The sequence below is a fragment of the Micromonospora sp. NPDC049201 genome, from assembly GCF_055586805.1.
In genome coordinates, this window is the sequence record NZ_JBVJHM010000011.1 from 60,839 (window position 1) to 80,163 (window position 19,325).

At 76.2% G+C, this 19,325-nt stretch carries 6 protein-coding genes; all 6 read left to right on the forward strand.

The features are described 5' to 3' along the window. The first annotated feature begins 323 nt into the window (after positions 1 to 323). Genes ACZ6O5_RS23440 through ACZ6O5_RS23465 form a run of 6 tightly spaced genes read left to right on the forward strand, consistent with a single transcriptional unit; the run spans position 324 to position 19,324 of the window. Positions 324 to 3,791 (forward strand): AMP-binding protein, encoded by a 3,468-nt coding sequence (locus ACZ6O5_RS23440; protein WP_465979956.1) that lies wholly within the window; start codon positions 324 to 326, stop codon positions 3,789 to 3,791. Then, positions 3,788 to 7,030, forward strand: coding sequence for a thioesterase domain-containing protein (locus ACZ6O5_RS23445; protein WP_465979957.1), 3,243 nt, complete (start codon positions 3,788 to 3,790; stop codon positions 7,028 to 7,030). The genes ACZ6O5_RS23440 and ACZ6O5_RS23445 overlap by 4 nt, the downstream gene beginning before the upstream one ends. After that, on the forward strand, positions 7,027 to 9,333 hold the full coding sequence (locus tag ACZ6O5_RS23450) for a lantibiotic dehydratase (RefSeq protein ID WP_465979958.1): 2,307 nt from the start codon (positions 7,027 to 7,029) through the stop codon (positions 9,331 to 9,333). The genes ACZ6O5_RS23445 and ACZ6O5_RS23450 overlap by 4 nt, the downstream gene beginning before the upstream one ends. Next, a complete protein-coding gene (locus tag ACZ6O5_RS23455; protein WP_465979959.1) occupies positions 9,330 to 12,842 on the forward strand; it encodes an amino acid adenylation domain-containing protein in 3,513 nt (1,170 codons plus the stop codon). Before ACZ6O5_RS23450 ends, ACZ6O5_RS23455 begins: the two co-directional genes overlap by 4 nt. Positions 12,843 to 12,874: 32 nt before the next feature. Next, complete coding sequence (locus ACZ6O5_RS23460) at positions 12,875 to 18,337, forward strand: type I polyketide synthase (protein WP_465979960.1); 5,463 nt, start codon at positions 12,875 to 12,877, stop codon at positions 18,335 to 18,337. 33 nt (positions 18,338 to 18,370) lie between these two features. After that, positions 18,371 to 19,324 carry a TauD/TfdA family dioxygenase gene (locus ACZ6O5_RS23465; protein WP_465979961.1) on the forward strand — a complete coding sequence of 318 codons (954 nt, stop codon included), beginning with the start codon at positions 18,371 to 18,373 and terminating at the stop codon, positions 19,322 to 19,324. The last annotated feature ends 1 nt before the right edge of the window (position 19,325 follow it).

Sequence of the window (19,325 nt, forward strand, 5' to 3'; positions counted from 1 at the left end):
CTCCCCGCAACCCGGGTCGAGCTGCGGCGCGGTCGCCCATAAGGCGAAGATTTAACCGCCCAGAAGTACTTTCACCGTAAAATAACTCGCGAGTAGCCATCTACGCTGAAAATCGTCTACGCGCTAGAGGGATGATCGGACGAATTCCTCCGTCCGAGGTACCAGGGGTCGTCCCCCCTTCGGCTCGACCCGGATCGATCCTCTTCCGGTCGAGAGATTGAGCTTTATTCTGCTTCCAATGTGAAGTCCTGGGGGGGATCAATGGTCACATTCGTCGATTGCTGCTGCGCGCCCGCCGTCAGTGGAGCACATTCCGTTTCCTGATGGCAGAGACGATGATCATCAATCGTTTCAGCGCGGTCGCAGCGGTCCACGGTGGCCGTCCGGCCCTGCTCGGCGAGACCCACGAGGTCGGTTACGCCGAGTTGGCCGAGACGGCCGGGGGGTACGCTGCCGTGCTCGTCGCCGCCGGTTTCCGGCCCGGCGACCGCATCGCGCTGCTCACCGCGCACGGCGCGCCGACCGTCGCCGCGCTGCTCGGCACGCTGGCCGCCGGCTGCGCGTACGTGCCGCTGGACCCGGGTTTCCCGGTCGCCCGGCTGCGACACATGGTCGCCGCCGCCGACGTCACCGCCGTGGCCTGCGCCGCCGAGCACCGCGAGCTGGCCCTGACGGTGGCCGACGGTCGTGCCGTGGTGCCCCTGGACGACGTGCCGCCGGCCCCGCTGCGCCCGGTGCCGGTCGACCCGGACGCGCTGGCGTACGTGCTGTTCACCTCCGGCTCCACCGGCGTGCCCAAGGCGGTCGGGCAGACCCACCGCAACCTGGTCCACGTCGTCGACAACCAGATCGACGCGCTCGCCGTCGGCCCGGCCGACCGGCTCAGCCTGCTCGCCTCGTTCAGCTTCGACGCCGCCATCCCGGACCTCTACCCGGCGCTGCTCACCGGCGCCGCCGTCGTCCCGGTCGACCTGCGCCGGCACGGCCTCGCGTACGCGGTGGAGCAGCTCGACCGGCACGGCGTCACCGTGCTGCACTGCACGCCGACCGTCTACCGCTTCCTGCTCGACACGCTCGACGACCGGCGGCTGGCCACCGTGCGCGCGGTGCTGCTCGGCGGGGAACAGGCGACCTGGGCCGACGCGGCCCGCGGCCGGGACCGCTTCGCCGGCGACTGCGTGCTGGTCAACGGCTACGGCGCCACCGAGATGACGTTCGCCGCCCGGCACGTGCTGCCGCTGTCCGAGGTGGACCCGGCCAGGGTCGGGCCGCTGCCGGTCGGCCACGCGTTCCCCGGCTACCGCCTCGACCTCGACCCGGGCACCGGCGAGATCGTGGTCCGCAGCCGGCACCTCGCCCCCGGCTACCTCAACCAGGACAGCGACCGGTTCGCCACGGACGCCGACGGGACGCGCTCGTACCGCACCGGCGACCTCGGCGCGCGGCTGCCCGGCGGGGAACTGGTCTGCCTGGGCCGGCTCGACCGGCAGGTCAAGGTGCGCGGGCACCGGGTGGAGCTGACCGAGATCGAGACCGTGCTCGCCGCCCAGCCCGGCGTCGCCGGGGTCCGCGCCATCGCCCGCGACGGCGAGCTGCTCGCGTACGCCCGCCCGGCCGGCGCCCGCCCCGACCCGGCGGCGCTGCGCGCGGCGCTCGCCGCCGCGCTGCCCGACTACGCCGTGCCGCGCGCGGTGGTCGTGGTGGACGAGTTCCCGCTCACCGTCAGCGGGAAGGTCGACGAGCGGGCGCTGCCCGACCCGGTCGTCGAGGTGCCCGCCGGGGCGGCGCCGGCCACCGACACCGAACGCGTCGTGCACGACATCTGGTGCGCGGTGCTGGGCCGCCCGGCGGTCGGCCGCACCGACAGCTTCTTCGACGTGGGCGGGCAGTCGCTGCTGCTGGGCCGGGTGCAGCAGCAGATCGCCGAGCGGTTCGGCGTCCGGCTGCCGATGCTGCGCCTGTTCGACCACCCGACCGTGGCCACCCAGGCGGCGCTGCTCGACGCGCCGCCGGAGGCGGTCCGCGCCCCGGTGCTGCCCGCGCCCGCCGCGCCGGTCAGCGCGTCCCGCGAGTACACCGGCGACGAGATCGCCGTGGTCGGGATCGCCGGCCGGTTCCCCGGCGCGCCGGACGTGGCGACGTTCTGGTGGAACCTGTGCACCGGGGTCGACTCGGTGCACGACCACACCGACGAGGAGCTGGCCGCGCTCGGCATCGGGTCCCGGCTGCGCGCCGACCCCCGGCACGTCCGCGCCGCCGGCCGGCTCGACGGGGTGGCCGACTTCGACGCCGAGTTCTTCTCCTTCGGCGCCGACGAGGCCGCCCGCACCGATCCGCAGCACCGGCTCTTCCTGGAGACCGCGTGGGAGGCGCTGGAGGACGCCGGGCACGATCCGCAGCGCTTCCCCGGGCTGGTCGGCGTCTACGCGGCCACCTCCGCCAACCGGTACTTCCTGTTCCATCTGATGGACAACCCGGCGGTGGTCGGCGACGTCGACCCGGACGACTGGGAGGCGCGGCTCGTCGGCCGGCAGTTCCCCGACCACCTGCCCGGCCAGGTCGCCTACCGGCTCGGCCTGACCGGGCCGGCGCTGGCTGTGCAGAGCGCCTGCTCCAGCTCGTTGGTCGCGGTCTGCCTCGCCGCGCAGAGCCTCGCCGACTACCAGTGCGACCTGGCGCTGGCCGGCGGCTCCACGGTCATGTGGCCCCGGCACCGGGCCACGCCGGGCGGGCTCGCCTCCCCCGACGGCCGGTGCCGTGCCTTCGACGAGGCCGCGGAGGGCTCCGGGTTCGGCTCCGGCGCGGGCGTCGTCGCGTTGCGCCGGCTCGCCGACGCGCAGGCCGACGGCGACCGGATCTACGCGATCCTGCCCGGGTGGGCGGTCACCAACGACGGCCCGGACCGGGCCGGTTTCGCGGTGCCCGGCCCGGCCGGGCAGGCCGCCGCCGTGGCCAACGCGCTCGCCACCGCCGAGGTCGCCCCGGGCGAGGTCCGCCTCGTCGAGGGGCACGGCAGCGGCACGCCGCTGGGTGACGCCATCGAGGTGGCCGCGCTGCACGAGGTGTACGCCGGCGCCGCGCCGGCCGAGACGTGCGCGCTCGGCTCGGTGAAGACGAACATCGGCCACCTCGATGCCGCCGCCGGCGTCGCCGGGCTGATCAAGACCGTGCTGGCCGTCCGGCACGGCGTGATCCCGCCGAACCTGCACTTCACCCGCCCGCACCCGGAGATCGACCTCGCCGCCGGCCCGTTCTACGTGCCCACCAAGGCCCGGGACTGGCCGGACGGCGGACGCCGGGTGGCCGGAGTGAGCGCGTTCGGCCTGGGCGGCACGAACGCGCACGTGGTGGTGGAACAGCCGCCGCCGGTCGAGCCGGCCGAACCGCCGGGGGAGGGGCCGTGGCTGCTGCCGGTCTCCGCGCGTACGCCGGCGGCGTTGCGGGCCGCGCTGGTCCGGTTGCGCACCCACCTGGCCGGCACCGCGCCGGCGCTGCCCGAGGTGGCCGCCACGCTGGCGCTCGGCCGCCGGCCGTTCGCGCACCGGGCGGCGGTGGTCGCCGCCGACCTGCCCGCCGCGTTGTCCGCGCTGGACGTGCTGCTCGACACCGACGCCCGGCTCGCCGGTGACGCCGGGCCGCTGCGCGAGACGGCCGCCGACTGGGTGGCCGGCCACGACATCGACTGGGACGCCCTGCACCCCGAGGGCACGGTCCGGCGTACCGGGCTGCCCACCTATCCGTTCCAGCGCCGCCGGCACTGGATCGACCCCGTGCAGAGAGGTCCGCGGTGAACTGGTTCGCCTCCACCGGAAGCCGCCCCGAGGCGCCGGTGCAGTTGTTCTGCCTGCCGTACGCCGGCGCGGGCGCCAGCGCGTTCCGGCACTGGCCGGCCGCGTTCGGCCCCGACGTCGAGGTGCTGCCGGTGCAGTTGCCCGGCCGGGAGAAGCGGATCAGCGAGGCCCCGCACTTCACCGTCGCCGAGGTCACCGACGCCATCGCCGCCCGGGCCGACCGCCCGTACGCGATCTACGGCCACTCGATGGGCGGCCGGCTCGGGTTCGAGGTGGTCCGCGAGCTGCGCCGTACCGGCCGTCCGCTGCCGCTGCGGCTCTACGTCGGCGGCGCCCGCGCGCCGCACGTCACCGAGCCGGGTGGCTTCATCGGGCTGTCCCGGGTCAGCGACGACGAGCTGCTGCGCCGCCTCAGCGACGGTGGCGGCCTTCCCGCCGAGGCGTTCAACCACCCGGAGCTGCTGGAGCTGATGCTGCCGCTGCTGCGCGCCGACTTCGGCCGGGTCGACGACTACCGCCACGTCCCGGAGGATCCGCTGCCGGTGCCGATCGTCGCGTTCGGCGGTGACGCGGACGCCGCGGTCACCCGCGCCCAGACCGCCGGCTGGGGCGAGCACACGGCGGCCGGGTTCACCATGCACGAGCTGTCCGGCGGGCACTTCTTCCTGCACGACCGGCTCGCCGAGATGGCCGCGCTGATCCGGGCCGACCTGGCCGCCGCGCCCGGCGTCACGACCGCCGCACCCGGTGCCGCGACGACAGCGCCCGGTGGCCTGACCACCGCTGTCGGCACCTCGACCACCGCGCCCGGCGTCGCTGCCGCCGGGCCCGGCACCTCGACCGCCCGCGCCGGAACCCCGGACGCGGGTCCGGGCCCGGTGCGCGCCGTCGGCCGCGGGACCGCCGGCGGTGCGCACCGGGTGCCGCTCGGGGACACCGGATGGTCCGTGTGGCGCGACGCGATGCTGCGGACCACCGGTTTCCCCGCCGACGGGCTGGTGGCGCTGAGCGCGCCCCGGGCCGCCGCCGCCGCCGACGCGCTGCTGGCCACCGGCACCGGCGAGGAACGGTTCGACACGGAGTTCGACGAGGCGGTGCGCGCCGGCGCCGCGCGGCTCAGCGCGTTGGCCGCCGACCCGCTGCTGCGCGAGGCGGTCACCTGGCAGAACCGGGGCGCCCTGATCGCGTTGGACGGGCTGGCGCGTGGCGGCCCCGACGCGCCCCGCAACGTGCGGCGACGCGACCGGGAGCGGGCGCTGCTGAAGTACTGGCAGCGCTACTGCGGCAAGAACGAGACGGTCGGGTTCTTCGGGCCGGCCTGCTGGGTCACCGTCGACCCCGACCAGCCGGAGGTTGCCCTGGTCAACCCCGGTGAAGGGCTGACCGGGCGACGGTGGGTGTGGTTCGAGTCCTGGGCGCTGGCCGCGTACGCCGACCGGCTCGGCGCGGACCTGGCGGTCCGCCGCTGGTGGCCGCCGATGCTCCGGCCGCACCTGGCGATCCGGGATCGGGACGTGCTCCGGCCCGGCCGCCCGCCGCTGACGCTGACCCCGGTCGAGGCGGCGCTGCTGCGGGCCGCCGACGGCCGCCGCCACGCCGCCGCCCTGGTCGCCGACCCGGCGATCGGGCTGCGCCGGCCCGAGGACGGCTACGCGCTGCTCGACCGGCTGGTGGAGCGGGAGCTGATCACCTGGGACGCGGCGCTGCCGGTGAGCCCGGACGCCGAGCGGGTGCTGGCCGAGCGGATCGCGGCGATCGGTGACGAGCCGGCCCGCGCCGCCGCCCGCGCCGGCTTCGACCGGCTGTGCGCCGCCCGCGACGCGGTGGCCACGGCGGCCGGCGACCCGGACTCGCTGCGCGCCGCGCTGGACGCCCTCGACGCCACGTTCACCGAGCTGACCGGCCTGCCGGCGGTGCGCCGCGCCGGCCAGATGTACGCCGGCCGCACCATCTGCTACGAGGACACCGCCCGCGATCTGGACGTGGTCTTCGGCGCCCCGCTGCTGGCCGAACTGGCCGCCCCGCTCGACGTGCTGCTGCGCGCCGCCCGCTGGCTGGCCAACGCGCTCGCCGACGCCTACCTGGCGGTGCTGCGCGGCCTCCACGACGAGCTGCGCGCCGAGTCCGGCGGCCCGGTGGCGCTGGCCGACCTGTGGTTCCTGGCCCAGGGCCTGTTCTGGGGCGGCGGCGAACGGCCGGTCGACGCGGTCGCCGCCGACTTCGCCGCCCGGTGGGCCGGCCTGTTCGGCCTGGACACGCTGCCCGCCGGCACCACCGACGTGCGGCTGCGCGCGGCCGACCTGGCCGAGAAGATCGACGCGGTCTTCCCCGGCACCCGGCCGACCTGGTCGAACGCCGCCATGCACAGCCCCGACCTGCAGATCTGCGCCACCGACGAGGCGGCGCTGCGGCGCGGCGACTACACCGTGGTGCTCGGCGAACTGCACGCCGCCTGGTCCTCGTTCGACTGCGCGGTCTTCACGCCGTCGCACCCGGACGTCGAGCGGCTGCGCGACGCGCTGGCGGCGGACCTCGGTGAGCGGCGGGTCCGGCTGCTGTTCCCGGCCGACTGGCCGCGCCGCACCAGCCGCACCGCCGAGTCGCTTACCGGCCCGACCGACCGGCAGCTCGCCTTCCTCGACGCGCCCGGCGCGGACCCGGCCCGGGTGCTGCCCACGGTGGACCTCACCGTCGACGACGTGGCCGGCGAACTGGTCGCCACCGCCTCGGACGGGCAGCGCTGGCCGCTCGCGGAGATCTTCGCCGAGCCGTTCAGCGCGCACGCCGTGGACGGCTTCAAACTTGTCGCCGCCGCGCCGTACACGCCGCGGATCACGGTGGACCGGCTGGTGGTGGCGCGGCAGACCTGGCGGACCACGGTCGGGGAGAGCGGCCTGGCCGCCGTCACCGGCGAACGGCAGCGGTTCCTGGCCGTGCGCGACTGGCGTCGCCGGCTCGGGCTGCCCGAGCGGGTCTACGTCAAGCTCGGCACGGAGACCAAGCCGTGCTTCGTGGACCTGGCCGCGCCGGGGTTCGCCGGGATGCTCTGCGCGCTGGTGCGCGCCGCCCGGGTCGACGGCGGCGACGACGTGTCGCTCACGGTCAGCGAGATGCTGCCCGGCCCGGAGCAGGCGTGGGTGCCCGACGGCGCGGGGCGCCGCTACTTCAGCGAGCTGCGCCTGCACCTCACCGACACCGGAGCGCTCGGCACCGACAGCGGAGTGGAGGACGCGCGATGAGCCATCTGCTGCCCCTGGGCACGACCGGCTGGTCGGTGTGGCGGGACGTGGTGCTGCGGACCGCCGGGTTCCCGGCCGCCGGTCTGGACCGGTTCGCCGCGCCCGGGTGCGCGGTCGCCGCGGACGCGCTGCTGGCGGGCGTGAGCAGCGCCGAGGTGTTCGACAAGACGCTGGGTGAGGCGTTCGCCGAGTCCTCCGCGGTGGCCGGCGAACTCGCCGCCGACCCGCTGCTGCGCGAGGCGGTCACCTGGCAGAACCCGGACATGCTCATCGCGTTGGACGGCCTGTTGCGCACCGACCCGCAGGTGCGCAACGTGCGCCGGCGCAAGCGGGAGCTGAGCCTGTTGCGCTACTGGCAGCGCTACTGCGGCAAGGCGGAGACCATCGGCTTCTTCGGCCCGGTCTGCTGGGGCACGTTCGACCCGGCCGTGCCCGGCGTACGGACCGTGCCGGGCGCCGCGCTGGTGCGCCGCCGCCGGGTGTTCTTCGAGGCGTGGGCGCTCATCGCGTACGCCGACCGGCTCGCCGACGACCTGGCGGTGCGCCGCTGGTGGGCGCCGGCGCGGCAGCCGCACCTGACCGTGGTCGGGCGGGAGCTGCGCTGGCCGCTGCACCCGCCGATCGCGCTGACGCCGGTGGAGGCCCGGCTGCTCGCCGCCGCCGACGGGCGTACCCCGGCGGTCGAGCTGGCCGAGCGGCTGTGCGCCGAGGGCGTGGTGCACGGCGTCGACGACGTCTACCTGCTGCTCGACCGGTGGGTGGAACGCGGCCAGTTGAGCTGGGGCGCGAACCTGCCGGTCGCCCCGGACGCGGAGGACGTGCTCGCCGCGCGGATCGCCGCCATCGGTGACGAGCCGGTGCGCGCCGCCACGGCCGCCGAGTTCGACCGGCTCCGCGCCGCCCGCGACGAGGTGGCCGCCGCGGCCGGCGACCCGGACCGGCTCGGCGCCGCGCTCGCCGCGCTCAACGCCGGGTTCACCGCCGTCACCGGCCGCCCGGCCACCCGCAACAGCGGACAGATGTACGCCGGCCGCACGATCTGCTACGAGGAGACCGCCCGTGACCTGGACTTCCAGGTCGGCGCCGCGGTCACCGATGCGCTCGCCGAGCCGCTCGCGGTGGTGCTGCGCACGGCCCGCTGGTTCACCGTCGAGGTCGCCGAGCGCTGCGCCGGGCTCTTCACCGAGCTGCACGAGGAACTGGCGACCGGCGACGAGCCGGTGCGGCTGGCCGACCTGTGGCTGCTGGCCCAGGGCACGCTGATCGCGTCGGACGGCCCGATCGCCCGGGCCGGTGCGGAACTCACCCGCCGGTGGGCCGAGCTGTTCGACCTGCGTGACCTGCCCGCCGACCAGGCGGAGCTGCGGGTCCGCGCGGCGGACCTGGCCGGGCGGGTGGCGGAGCTGTTCCCGGCGTCCGGGCCCGGCTGGCCGTCGGCCCGGCTGCACAACCCGGACGTCCAGCTCAGCGCCGCGTCCCCGGAGGCGGTCGAGCGGGGCGACTTCCTGCTCGTGCTCGGTGAGCTGCACCCGGCCACCGTCGCGTTCGACAGCGCGGTGCTCAGCCCGTTCCACAGCGACCCGGCGGCGCTGCGCGCCGACCTCGACGCGGACCTGGGCCCGGTGCGGCTGCGGGTGCTCTGGCCGGAGAGCTTCCCCCGGCGGACCACCCGCACCACGTACGCGCTGACCGGCCCGGCGGACCGCCAGCTCGGCATCGACACCGCGCACGGCGCCGACGCCGACCGGCTGGTCCCGGCTACCGCGGTCCTGGTGGAGCGCGCCGGTGACCGGCTCACCGCGGTCTTCCCCGACGGCGCCCGCTGGCCGCTGATGGAGGTCTTCGCCACGCTGCTCGGCTCGCTGCTGCTGGACGCGTTCAAGCTGTTCGGCGCCGCGGCGCACACGCCCCGGATCACCATCGACCGGCTGGTGGTGGCGCGGCGCACCTGGCGCACCACGGCCGGCGCGTGCGGGCTCGGCGGTCACGCCGACGAGACCGCCCGCTACCTGGCGGTACGCCGTTGGCGGGCGGCCACCGACCTGCCCGAGCGGGTGTTCGTCAAGATCGGCACCGAGATCAAACCCTGCTACGTGGACCTGACCGGCCCGCTGTACGCGCAGTCGCTCTGCGCCATGGTGGACGCCGCGCTGCGCACCGGCCCGGACGTGCCGGTGGTGGTCTCCGAGCTGCTGCCGGCCCCCGACGAGGCGTGGGTGCCCGACGCCCGGGGCCGCGGCTACGTCAGCGAACTCCGCCTCCAGATCACCGATCCGGCCGAGCACCTGGGAGCACACCGGTGACCCACACCCTGACCGTCAGCGCCGTCTCCGGGCCCGACCTGCCCTGGCCGGACGCCACCCTCGCCGACCTGATCACCGACCGGGCGGCCCGCGTCCCGGACGCGGTGGCGGTGCGCCAGTGGGACACCCGGCTCACCTACCGGCAGCTCGTCGACCGGGCCGCCGGGGTGGCCGCCGCGCTGCGCGCGCACGGTGTCGGCCGCGGCGACCGGGTCGGGGTGTGCGGCGCGCGTACCCCCGACCTGGTGGTCACCGTGGTCGGCGTGCTGCTGGCCGGCGCCGCGTACGTGCCGCTGGAGCCGGGCGGCCCGCGTGACCGGCTGCGGGAGATCGTCCGCGACGCGGACATCCGGGTGGTGGTCGGCGACGCGGCGGTGGCCGAGTTCGGCGCCGAGCCCGGCGTCGAGGCGCTCGGCCTGTCCGGTCCCGCCCCGCTCGCGCCCTGCCCGGCCCGCCCCGGCGACCCGGCGTACGTGTTGTTCACCTCCGGCTCCACCGGCCGCCCCAAGGGCGTGCTCACCACGCACCGCAACGCGGTCCAGTTCGTCACCGGCGTCACGGCGCTGACCGGCGCGGACGCGACCACGCACAGCCTCGGCATCGCCTCGCTCGGCTTCGACGCGGCCACCATGGACCTGTTCGTGCCGCTGATCCTCGGCGGCACGGTGCAGCTGCTCGGCACCGACGACCGGGCCGACCCGGTGCGGCTCGCCCGGTTCGTCGCCGCGCACGAGGTGAACTGGGGGTTCGTCACCCCCACCGTGCTGGCCCTGCTCGACCCGGCGGACCTGCCGTCGTGGCGGGTGCTGCTCTGCGGCGGCGAGGCGGTCCCGGCCGAACTGGCCGCCCGCTGGGCGCCGGGCCGGCGGTTCCTCAACGGCTACGGCCCGACCGAGACCACCGTGCTGGTGCTCCTCGGTGACCTCACCCCGGCCGACGTCGACCCGGCGCCGATCGGCCGGCCGCTGGCCAACCACCGCGCGTACGTGGTCGACGCCGACCTGCGGCCGGTGCCGCCGGGGGAGACCGGTGAGCTGCTGATCGGCGGGCCGGGCCTGGCCGACGGCTACCTGAACCGGCCCGGCCTGACCGCCGAGCGGTTCGTGCCCGACGCGTTCGGCGCGACCCCCGGCGAGCGGCTCTACCGCACCGGGGACCTGGTCCGGCAGGCGCCGGACGGCCGGATCGTCTACCTCGGCCGGGCCGACCGGCAGGTCAAGGTGCGCGGCCAGCGCATCGAGCTGGGCGAGATCGAGGCGGTGCTGGCCGATCACCCCGGCGTCGAGCGGGCCGCCGTGGAGGCGCTGCCCGGCCCGGCCGGCACCGAGCTGGTCGCGTTCCTCACTCCGGCCGGCGCGCCGGACGACGACGCGCTGCGGGCGTACGCCGAGCAGCGGCTGACCACCGCGATGCTGCCGGCCCGGACGGTGCGGCTGGCCGCGCTGCCGGCCAGCCCGGTCACCGGCAAGCTGGACCGGTCCGCGCTGCGCGAGCTGGCCACGGCCGCCGCGCCGGCCCACGACGTGCCTGACGACGTGCCCGACGGCGGCGACCCGGTGGCGGCGGCGGTGCGGCGGGTCTGGACCCGGCTGCTCGGCGCGGCCCCCACCCCGGACGCCGACTTCCTCGCCGCCGGCGGCAACTCGATCGCCGCGATGCGGCTGGTCGCCGCGCTGCGCGCGGAGACCGGCCGGCAGGTGGACACCCGGGTGTTGTTCACCGACCGCACGTTCGCCGCGCTGGTGGACCGGGTCCGGGCCGCCGACCCGGCCGGCGGCGACGAGCTGACCACCGGCAACCCGCCCACGCTGTCGCCGCCGCAGCGGCGACTGTGGTTCATGGACCAGCTCGCGCCGTCCAGCGCGCCCTACAACATCGCGGTCGCGCACCGGCTGCGCGGGCCGCTCGACACCGGCGCGCTCGGCGCCGCGCTACGCGCCGTCGCCGAGCGCCACGACGTGCTGCGCTGGCGCATCCCGCAGCAGGGCGGCGTGCCGTACGCGGTCCGCGAGGAACCGACCGACGTGGCCGTGCCGGTGGTCGACCTGACCACCGCCGCCGACCCGGACACCGAGCTGGCCACCATGCTCACGGCCGGCGCCGGGCACGCGTTCGACCTGGCCACCGGCCCACCCTGGCAGGTCACCGCCTACCGGCTCGCGGCCGAGGAGCACGTGCTGGCGGTGACCGTGCACCACGCGGTCTTCGACGGCTGGTCCGAGACGCTGCTCTACGACGAGCTGGCCGCCGCGTACGCCCGCGCGCTCGGCCGGCCGACGCCGGGCCGCCCGCCGCTGTCCGCCACGTACGCCGACTACGCGGTCTGGCGGGAAGAACGGGACCGGCGTCGGGGCGAGGCCGACCTGGCCTGGTGGACCGGGCACCTGTCCGGCGCGCCGACCGTGCTGGAGCTGCCCCGCGACCGGCCCCGCCCGGCCGTGCAGACGTACGCCGGCGCGGAGGCCGCGGTCCGGCTGGACGCCGCCGCCGACCGGGCGGTACGCGAGCTGGCCGCCCGGCGCGGCACGACCGTCGCGGCGGTGCTGCTGGCCGGCTTCGGTGAGCTGCTGCGCCGGCTCACCGGCGGCGACGACCACGTGCTCGGCGCGATCGTCGCGGACCGGCGGCTGGCCGCGTTCGACGAGGTGATCGGCTTCTTCATCGACACCGTGCCGGTGCGGGTGCGCGCCGGCGGCAGCTTCGCCGCGCAGGTCGACCGGTGCGCCGCCGAGCTGCACGAGGTCACCGCGCATCCGGGCGCGCCGCTGGAACGCCTCGTCGAGGCGCTCGGCGTCGGCCGGGACACCTCCCGCGCCCCGCTGGTGCAGGTGCTGTTCAACGTGCTCAACTTCGTCCCGCCCCGGCTGGCGCTGGCCGACCTGACCGTCGAGCCGGTGCCGGTGCCGAAGCCCGGCTCGCCGTTCGACCTGACCGTCTACGTGGTGGAGCGGGACGGGCGGGCCGGCGTCGAGGTGGTCTACAACCCGGACCTGTTCGACGGCGACCGGATCACCGCGCTGCTGGCCGACCTGGCCGCCCTGGTCGGCGCGCTCGCCGCCGACCCGGACGCGCCGGCCGGCGAGGTGGCCCCCGAGCTGCCCCGCCCGGCGGTCCGGGTGGCCGCGCTGGGCGCGATGACGGTGGCCGCCGCTGAGCCGGCCCGGGCGCCGCTGCCGGTCGGGTCGGACGCGCTCACCGGGACCGAGGAGCTGATCGCCGGCATCTGGCGGGACGTGCTCGACCGGGAGACGGTCGGCGTCACGGACAACTTCTTCGACATCGGCGGCCACTCGATGGCGCTCGCCGCCGTGCACGCCCGGCTCGTCGAGGCCACCGGCCGCTCGATCACCATGCTCGACCTGTTCCGCCACCCGACCGTGCGGGCGCTCGCCGCCAGCCTCGACGGCGCCGCCGACCGGCCGGAGCTGGCCCGCGCCGCGATGCGCGCGGCCGCCCGGCGGGGCCGCGCCCGCCGTACCCCGCCACCCCGCAGACCGCACCAGCCGTGATGCCGCAACCCCTTGTGAATGAAGGACCTCCCATGCAGAACGATATTCCCGCCGCCGACGACGACGGCATCGAGCCCATCGCGATCGTCGGGCTGGCCGCCCGCCTGCCCGGCGCGGCCGACGTCGACGAGTTCTGGCGCAACCTGGTCGACGGCGTGGAGTCGACGACCGAGCTGACCCGTGAGGAGCAGCTCGCCCGGGGCGTCAGCGCCGACGAGGTCGACGACCCGAGCTGGGTGAACCGGGCCCCGCTCGTCGACGGCTACGACGAGTTCGACGCCGGCCTGTTCGGGATGACCGCCCGCGAGGCCGAGACCACCGACCCGCAGCACCGGCTGTTCCTGGAGACCTGCTACACCGCGTTGCAGGACGCCGGCTACGACCCGGGTCGCTACGACGGCGCGGTCGGCGTCTACGCCGGCAGCGGCGGCACCACCTACCTCAACCGTTACGTGCTGCGCAACAAGCGCGTCGGCGGCAACCCGCACGGTGCGGTCTCCATCGCCACCGGCAACTCGCCGAACTACGTGGCCACCAACGTGTCGTACCGGCTGGACCTGCGCGGCCCGAGCATGACCGTGCACACCGCCTGCTCGACCTCGCTCGTCGCGTTCCACCTGGCCTGCGAGGCGCTGCGCAACGGCGAGTGCGACATGGCGCTGGCCGGCGGCGTCAACATCGAGCTGCCGCACGCCGGTTACCTGGGCATGGACGGCTTCACCTCGCCGGACGGCCGGTGCCGGCCGTTCGACGCCGACGCCAACGGCACGGTGTGGGGCAGCGGCGTCGGCGTCACGCTGCTCAAGCGGCTCTCCGACGCGATCGCCGACGGCGACACGATCCGCGCGGTGGTGCTCGGCAACGCGATCAACAACGACGGCGCCGGCAAGGTCGGCTTCACCGCCCCCAGCATCGACGGGCAGATGGAGGCCGTCGCCCAGGCCGTCGGGCTGGCCGGGATCGACCCGCGCACCATCAGCTACGTCGAGGCGCACGGCACCGGCACCGCACTGGGCGACCCGATCGAGGTCGCCGCGCTCTCCGCCGTCTACACCAAGGACACCGACGACCGGGGCTGGTGCGGCATCGGCTCGGTGAAGTCGAACATCGGCCACCTCAGCCAGCCCTCCGGCATCGTCAGCGTGATCAAGACGGTGCTCGCCATGGAACACGGGCTGATCCCGCCGACCATCAACTACGAGTCGCCGAACCCGGCCATCGACTTCGCCGACACCCCGTTCTACGTGGCGAACACGCTGACCAAGTGGGACGCCGACGGCGGGCCGCGCCGGGCCGGGGTCAGCTCGTTCGGCATCGGCGGCACCAACGCGCACGTGGTGCTGGAGGAGGCGCCGGCCGCGTACCGGACCGAGCGGCGGGTGCGTCCGGCGCACCTGCTCCAGGTGTCGGCGAAGACCCCGACCGCGCTGGACACCGCCGTGCGCGACCTCGCCGACCACCTGGAGCGCGCCACCGCCGGCGGTCCCGACCTGCTCGCCGACGTCGCGCACACGCTGCGCGTCGGCCGTCAGCGGTACGCCCACCGCGCCGCCGTGGTCGCCGGCGACCCGCAGACCGCCGCCGCCGCGCTGCGCGACAAGCGCAAGGCGCACCGGGGCGTCGCCGACGGCCCGGCCCCCCGGGTGGCGTTCCTGTTCAGCGGGCAGGGCGCGCAGTACGCCGGCATGGGCGCCGAGCTGTACGCCGAGGACCCGGCGTTCGCCGCCGCCGTGGACGAGTGCGCCGAGCTGCTCCGCCCCGAGCTGGGCCTGGACATCCGGGACCTGATCCTGGGCCGGGACCCGGAGGCGGCGACGAAGCTCACCGAGACCCGCTGGACCCAGCCGGCCCTGTTCACCGTCGAGTACGCGCTCGCCGCCGCCTGGCGGGCCGCCGGCGTCACCCCGGCCGCGATGGTCGGCCACTCGATCGGCGAGTACGTCGCCGCCACGCTCGCCGGCGTGCTCGACCTGGCCGACGCGCTGAAGGTGGTGGCCGCCCGGGGCCGGCTCATGCACGCGCTGCCGGCCGGGTCCATGCTGGCCGTCACGCTCGACGAGTCGGCGGTGGCCGAGCGGCTGCCCGAGGGTCTGTCGGTGGCGACCGTGAACGGCCCCGGCACCTGCGTGGTGGCCGGCGAGACCGCGCTGGTCGAGGCGTTCGCGGAGAGCCTGGGCAGCAAGCAGAAGTCGAAGCTGCTGCGCACCTCGCACGCGTTCCACTCGCCGATGATGGACCCGATCCTGGACGAGTTCACCGCGTTGATGGCGAGCGTGCCGCTGCGCGCGCCGGCGGTGCCGTTCGTGTCCAACGTGACCGGCACCTGGATCACCGAGGCGGAGGCCACCGACCCGGCGTACTGGGCCGCGCACCTGCGCCGGCCGGTCCGCTTCGGCGCGTGCGTGGCCACGCTGCTCGCCGAGGGCACCTGGGCGCTCGTCGAGTGCGGCCCCGGCCGGCAACTGGCCAACCTGGCCCGGATGCAGGTCGCGAAGGCCGGCGAGGCGCAGCGCGCGCTCACCCCGCTGGGCAGCCTGCCCGGCCCGGGGGAGCCGACCGGTGACCTGGCCACGCTGCTCGGCACCGCCGGCGCGCTCTGGTGTGCCGGCGTGCCGGTGACGCTCGCCGTCGACCCCGACGCGCGGCGGGTGCCGCTGCCCACGTACCCGTTCGAGCGTCGCCGCTACTGGGTCGAGCCGGACCCGGTGGAGCAGGTGGCGGCGGCCCCGGCCGAGACCGGCCCGCGCCCGCTGCCGGAGTGGTTCGCGGTGCCGGTGTGGCGGCAGGCCGCGCCGGCCCGGACCGTCGAGCCGCTGGGCCGGTGCCTGGTGCTGGCCGACGGCCCGCGCGGCGAGGCGCTCGTCGCGGCGTTGCGGGCCGCCGGCGACGACCCGGTCGAGGTACGCGTCGGCGGCGTGTTCGCCGCCACCGCCAACGGCTTCCGGCTGCGCCCCGGCGCCCGCGAGGACGCCGAGGCACTGGTCGCCGCGCTCGGCGCGGACCTGCCCCGGCGGATCGTGCACGCGTTCGCGCTGGACGGCGAGCCGGCCGGCACCGACATCGCCGCCGCCTGGGCCGCCCAGGAGCGCGGCTTCTTCGGCGCGCTGCACCTGGTGCAGGCGCTCGCCGGCGCCGGCCTGACCGGCGACGAGGCGGGCGTCCGGCTCGACCTGGTCACCGCCGGCATCGGCGACGTGCGCGGCGACGACCTGGTCCGGCCGGAGCACGCCGCGCTTGCCGGTCTGGCCCGGGTGCTGCCGGCCGAGCTGCCCGGCCTGACCGTCCGGCTGCTCGACGCCGACCCGGCGGCGCGCGGCGTGGCCGCCCTGGCGGTGGAGCTGCGCAGCCCGGTCGACCCGGAGCACCCGGAGGTGGCGCTGCGCCGCGACCGGCGCTGGGTGGGCGGCTACGAGCAGGTGACCGTGGCCGCCGAGGACGAGCCGGGCGTGCTGCGCGAGGAGGGCCGCTACCTGATCACCGGCGGGCTCGGCGGCATCGGCGTCACGTTGGCCGAGGACTTCGCCCGCCGGGCCCGCGCCAAGCTGGTGCTGCTGGCCCGCTCCGGTCTGCCCGAGCGCGACGACTGGGACGCGCACCTGGCGGTGCACGGCGGCGCCGACCGGGCCGGCCGGGCCATCGCGGCGATCCGCCGGATGGAGGCGGCCGGCGCCGAGGTGCTGGTGCTCGCCGCGGACGTCACCGACGCGGACGACCTGCGTCGGGTCCGCGCGGAGGCGGAGCGCCGGTTCGGCGGGCTGGACGGCATCGTGCACGCCGCCGGCCTGCCCGGCGGCGGCATGGCCGAGGTCAAGGAGCGGGCCGAGGCGGAGCGGGTGCTCGCCCCGAAGCTGGCCGGCACGCTGGCCCTGGCCCAGGTCTTCGGCGACCTGCCGCTGGACTTCGTGGTGCTCTGCTCGTCGATCACGGCGGTGATCGGCGGCTTCGGTCAGGTCGACTACTGCGCCGCGAACAACGTGCTGGACGCGTTCGCGCGCTCCGGCGCCGGGTTCCGCGCGCCGGTGGTGTCGCAGAACTGGGGCGGCTGGGCCGAGGTCGGCATGGCCGTGGAGACGGCCGCGCCGGCCGCGTTCCGGGCCGCCGGTCGGGACACCCTGACCAGCCCGGTCACCCACCCGGTGCTGACCACCATGGTCACCGGCCCGGACGGCGTCGTGCTGCACGGCCTGGTCGCGGCCGACACCCACTGGCTGCTCGACGAGCACCGGATCGGCGGGGTGCCGGTGGTGCCCGGCACCGCCCACCTGGAGTCGGTGCGCGCCGCCGTGGTCGCCGCGCTGCCCGCGCCGGCCCCGGACGCCGCGGTGGAGCTGCGCGACGTGGTCTTCCTGGAGCCGTTCTCGGTGCCGGACGGCACCGTCGCGCAGTACCGGGTGGAGCTGGCCCCGACCGAGGAGGGCGTGGACTTCACCGTGGCCAGCCTCGCCGCCGGCCGGCTGCGCGCCCACGTGCGGGGCACGGCCGGCTGGACCACCGAGCCCGCGCCGCCGGCCGCCCCGGCCGAGGTGGCCGGCCGGCGGGTCGACGACGACGCCTCGTTCGGCCGGGGCCGCACCAGCATGCTCACGTTCGGGCCGCGCTGGGCGGCGCTGGCCGAGCACCACCTCGCCGAGGGCGAGGAGCTGGCCCGGGTGGAGGCGCCCGCCGCGGCCCTGGCCGACCTGCCGTCCTGGGGGCTGCACCCGGCGCTGCTCGACGTGGCCACCGCGTTCGGCCGGGGGCAGGGCGACGGCACGTACCTGCCGCTGTCGTACGGCCGGATCACGGTGCGCGGGACGCTGCCGGCGACGTTCCACAGTCACCTGCGGCACCGGCCGGCCGCCACCGACGAGGTGGTCGCCGCCGACCTGTCGCTGCGTGACCCGGACGGTCGGGAACTGGTCGCGATCAGCGACTTCGTGCTGCGCCGGGTCGACCAGAGCGCGGTCACCGGCAACCTCGCCGAGGCGCCGGCGACGGCCGACGCGCCGGACGCGGTCACCGAGGACATCCGGCCGGTCGACGGCGCGGAGGCGTTCCGCCGCAGCCTCGGCGCGGGCCTCGGCGCGCAGGTGGTGATCGCCACCCGCACGGTCGCCGACATCCGGCGTCGGGCGGCCCGGGTCACCACGGACAGCCTGGCGGAGGAGACCGACGCCCCGGTCGTCGCCTCGGCCGCCACCGGCGGCGGCTCGGCCGCCCCGCGTACCGAGCTGGAGAAGACCGTCGCCCAGGTGTGGCAGGACGGCCTCGGCGTCACCGACGTCGGCGTGGACGACGACTTCTTCGCCCTCGGCGGCAACTCGCTGGTCGCCGTGCAGCTCATCGCCGCGATGCGCAAGGCGACCGGGGTGCGGCTGCCGATGCGCAGCCTCTTCGAGACCCCCACCGTGGCCGGCCTGGCGGCCCGGATCGAGGAGCTGCGCGCCGAGGCGCCCGCCGACCAACCGGCCGCCCCGGCGGCGATCCCGGCCATTCCGCGGCTGCCCCGCGGCTGACATCCCCCCGACGGAACAAGGAGACACCGCACCATGAGCGAGACAACCGCCACGCTCCCGGTGGTCGTCGAGAACGACGGCCGGGCGCTGACCGACCTGATCGCGGCCCGGCGCGCCGAGCTGCGGGACACGCTCGTCGCCAGCGGCGGGCTGCTGTTCCGCGGCTTCGACCTCGGCGGCGTGGACGGCTTCGACGCCGCCGTGCGCGCGCTGGCCGGCGAGCCGCTGACCTACACCGAGCGTTCCTCGCCCCGGCACTCCATCAAGGGCCGGGTCTACACCTCGACCGACTACCCGCCGGACGAGGAGATCTTCCTGCACAACGAGAACTCGTACCAGGCGCGGTGGCCGTTGACGTTGTTCTTCTACTGCGTCACCCCGCCGGAGACCCGGGGCGCCACCCCGCTGGCCGACGTGCGCCGGGTGTACGAGCTGATCGACCCCGCGGTCCGGGAGGAGTTCGTCAGGCGTCGCTGGATGCTGATGCGCAACTTCCACGGCGACTTCGGCACCCGCTGGCAGGAGGTGTTCAACACGGAGAGCCGCGCCGAGGTGGAGGCGTACGCGGCGGCCAACGGCATCACCGTGGAGTGGGTCGGCACGGACGGCCTGCGTACCCGCGCGGTCCGCGACGCGGTGCACTACCGGCCCGGCTCGGACACGCCGCGCTGGTTCAACCACGCCACCTTCTTCCACCTGAGCACGCTGCCGGCGGACTACCAGGAGGGGCTGCTGGCCATGTTCGGCGCCGACGGGCTGCCGTCGAACACCTACTACGGCGACGGCGGCGAGATCCCCGCCGACGTCATGGACCACCTGCGGGCCGCCTACCGGGCGGCCACGGTCCGCTTCGACTACCAGCGCGACGACGTGCTGGTGGTCGACAACATGACCGCCGCGCACGGCCGGGAGCCGTTCACCGGCCCCCGCAAGATCGCCGTGGCGATGGCCGAGGCGTACACCCCCGACACCGCTGGAGCGAACTGAC